Annotated in this window: 5 protein-coding genes; all 5 read left to right on the top strand. The window is 70.6% G+C overall.

Features of this window, described 5'->3' with window-relative positions; translation table 11 throughout:
* Window positions 1–85 precede the first annotated feature (85 nt).
* Window positions 86–478 (top strand): hypothetical protein, encoded by a 393-nt coding sequence (locus tag HY68_RS11980; RefSeq protein WP_241778545.1) that lies wholly within the window; start codon window positions 86–88, stop codon window positions 476–478.
* A complete protein-coding gene (locus HY68_RS11985; RefSeq protein WP_041987876.1) occupies window positions 475–756 on the top strand; it encodes a hypothetical protein in 282 nt (93 codons plus the stop codon). Before HY68_RS11980 ends, HY68_RS11985 begins: the two co-directional genes overlap by 4 nt.
* Before the next feature lie 109 nt (window positions 757–865).
* Window positions 866–1,153 (top strand): hypothetical protein, encoded by a 288-nt coding sequence (locus HY68_RS11990; protein WP_041987878.1) that lies wholly within the window; start codon window positions 866–868, stop codon window positions 1,151–1,153.
* A gap of 15 nt (window positions 1,154–1,168) precedes the next feature.
* Window positions 1,169–1,921 carry a hypothetical protein gene (locus tag HY68_RS11995; RefSeq protein WP_241778546.1) on the top strand — a complete coding sequence of 251 codons (753 nt, stop codon included), beginning with the start codon at window positions 1,169–1,171 and terminating at the stop codon, window positions 1,919–1,921.
* A 1-nt stretch (window position 1,922) separates the two neighbouring features.
* A partial coding sequence (locus HY68_RS12000) for a hypothetical protein (RefSeq protein WP_052457078.1) occupies window positions 1,923–3,053 on the top strand: 1,131 nt, incomplete at its 3' end.

The following is a 3,053-nucleotide window of genomic DNA, read 5'->3' on the forward strand; positions in this document are numbered from 1 at the left end:
CCGCTCTTCCGATCTATATTCGAAGGCGGCGCGCGGGCGCTCGCGTGACGAGGTCGGCTGGGTCAAGGCGCACGGCGGCGCCGGTGTGACGTCGCTGGTCGAGGCGCTCGGCGGGGTGGACGTAGGAGCCCGCTGGCCGGAGCCCGCGCGCGGTGAGCCGCGGCGGATCGTACTGGTCGGCCGGACCAGCGCGGGCGGACTCCGGTCCGTCTCCCAGGCGTTGGGCGCGCTGAAGGACGGGAAGGCCCCGCAGGGGCTGGACCTGCTGGGCGTCGTCCTGGTCGCCGACGCCCCCGGCCGGCTGCCGCTGGTGCTGCTGCGCCGCATCCGGGTGCTGCGCTCCGTCGCCCGTGTGCACCGGGTGCCGTGGATCCCGGCCTGGCGTACGGGTGGCCGTCCGAAGCACGAACCCAGGCAACTCGTCACCCTCGCCAAGCTGGTGGGAAGCGCGAGCTACGGCGAGGGAGCCGTCTCGTGACCCGGTCCGTGGCCGCCGCACAGTTCCTGGCCGACTACGCACCGCCGACGGACGCCAACACGATCCTCGGCCTTCTCTCCTGGTGTGCGTCGGCCTGCGGTGTCGGCGGACTGATCATCGTCGGCATGCAGATGGCACTCCAGTTGCGCCGCGGTGAACCGGGTGAGGGCGGCGCGCACTTCCGCGGTGTGTTCTACATCGTCCTGAGCTGCCTCATCGCCACGACGGCGGGACCGCTCGTCACGGCCCTCGGCAACCTCACGCTGCTCGGCCCCTAGTACCTGCCCCGCACCAATCCCGACCGACCGCTCAACAGACCTTCCCGCACTGACAGTTACCCTCCCGCCCACCGCTCATGCCGGGCGCCGACTCCTCGGAGAGATCCCCATGTCACTGCTCCTCGCAGTCTCCAACATCCTGGCCGACGGCACTGTGCCCAAGCCGGTGAGCAACGCCCCCGACGAACTCACCGGCAAGGTCAACACCGTGCTCGGCATAGCCGCCTGGGCCGGTACGGCCGCCGGTGTCGCCGGTGTGCTGATCACCGGCGCGATGATGGCCGTCTCCGTCAAGCGCGGTGAGAGTTCGGAGCACATGAGCCGGCTCGGCATGGTGCTCGGCGGCTGTGTCCTCGTGGCCACTGCGGGCCCGCTGATCAGCTTCGTCTTCGCGTAGGCCGGGCGGACGGACGTGTTGTTCAAACGCAGGGAGCGGCGGGTCGAGGAATCCGGGCCGTACTACAAGCAGCGGAGCTGGCAGCTGTCGGCGGGATTCATCGGCGTCGTGGTCGTGGTGGGCATGATCGTCACACTGACGTCAGGCCACAGCGGCACCGCCGACCGTGCGAACGCGGCTGCGTCCGTCGGTCCGCTCTCCGGTAAATCGGTCCCGAAGGGCGGCCGGCCGCAGGGCTGCCGCACCGACGACAGTGCGGGCGACGCACTGCCCAAGGCCGCCCCGAAGGACATCAGCTGGCGGACGCTCGGGGTCTCGCGGGTGCCCGTCTCGGCATCGGCGGGGCCCACCCGGATCGAGGGCGACCTGTGGTGGTGCTACGCGCACACGCCCGTCGGGGCCGTGCTGGCCGCCCACATCATCCCGTCCCAGATGAGCGGCTCCGGCTGGCGCACCGTCACCAAGCAGCAGGTCGTGGACGGGATCGGGCGCGACATGTTCGAGTTCCAGCGCGCCACCGTGCAGGACACCGACAGCGGGAGCAGTACGCCGGTCGCCTCGTACGTCGGTTTCATCGTGTCCTCCTACGGGAGCACGGGCGCGACGGTGAAGCTCCTCCTCAAGGGCGAGCAGGGCTACGCGGCGACCACCATCGTGCTGCGCTGGAGCGGTGGCGACTGGAAGGTCGTGCCTGACGACAACGGTGCGCTGCACTCGCCGGTCGCGGCCGTTCAGAACACCACCGGCTACACGCTTTGGGGGGTTTGACGTGAACTGCACGTCCGGCAATCCGGTCATCGACCTGGTGAAGGGGTTCTTCAGCTTCCTCGGCGACCCCATCGGAACCATCATCGACCTGGTCGCCAAGACCATCCTCGCCGGTGCTGTCGCGGTGTTCGGGGCGCTGGCCACCAGCGTCCCGACGCTGGAGCAGAGCCAGACGTCGAAGAACATCAGCGGCGACACCCAGTGGATCGTGGTCTACCTCGCGGTCGGCTCGCTGCTGTTCGCCGCCGCCCGGATGGCCATCGAGCGGAAGGGCGACGCGGGTACGACCGCCCTGAAGGGCATCATGCGCGTGGTGGTCGTCTCGGGCGCCGCCACCACGGTCTGCCTGGCCGCCGCCGCCGTCGCCGACGACTACTCCAGCTACTTGTTCAACGACGCCGTGCAGGAGTCCCTGCAGAACGTCGGCGCCTGCTCGGACGGCGGCGGGATCCAGTCCTTCCTGCTGCTGGTCCTCGCCTTCCTGCTGCTGATCTCCGGCATCATCCACACGGTCCTGATGTACATCAGGCTCGGTGTGATGATGCTGTTGCTCGGCACGCTGCCGATGGCGGCCGCCGCCTCGATGACGGACTGGGGCGCCGGCTGGTGGCGCAAGCACCTCGGCTGGATGATCGCCTGGCTGCTCTACAAGCCGGCGGTCGCGCTCGTACTCAACGCGGGTATGGCGATGATCAATACGGGCAAGAACAGCGGCTCCGGCGACAACAGCACCATCAACACCCGGATCGCCGGTATCGGCGTGATGCTGCTCTCCGCCATCGCCCTGCCCGCCCTGCTGAAGCTCATCGTGCCGGCGACGGCCGCCATGGGCACCGGCAACCCCATGTCCAGCATGGGACAGGCGGGCAGCAACCTGGCGAGCGGCGCCGTGATGCTCGGCGGCCGCGGCGGCGGTTCCGGCGGCGGTGCGCAGGCGGGTCCGAGCGGCGCTTCGGGCGCCAACGGCTCGGGCGGTTCGTCCGGTGCGGGCGGCTCGTCCGGCGCGGGCGGCGAATCGGGATCGGCCGGCGGACCCGGGTCCGGCGGTGCGAACGGCGCCGGAGGTGCCGCGGGAGCGGGCCGGGCCGGTGCCGCTGGTGCGGGTGCGGGCGGTGCCGGTGCGGGAGCGGCG

Source organism: Streptomyces sp. AcH 505 (assembly GCF_000818175.1).
GTDB lineage: Bacteria > Actinomycetota > Actinomycetes > Streptomycetales > Streptomycetaceae > Streptomyces.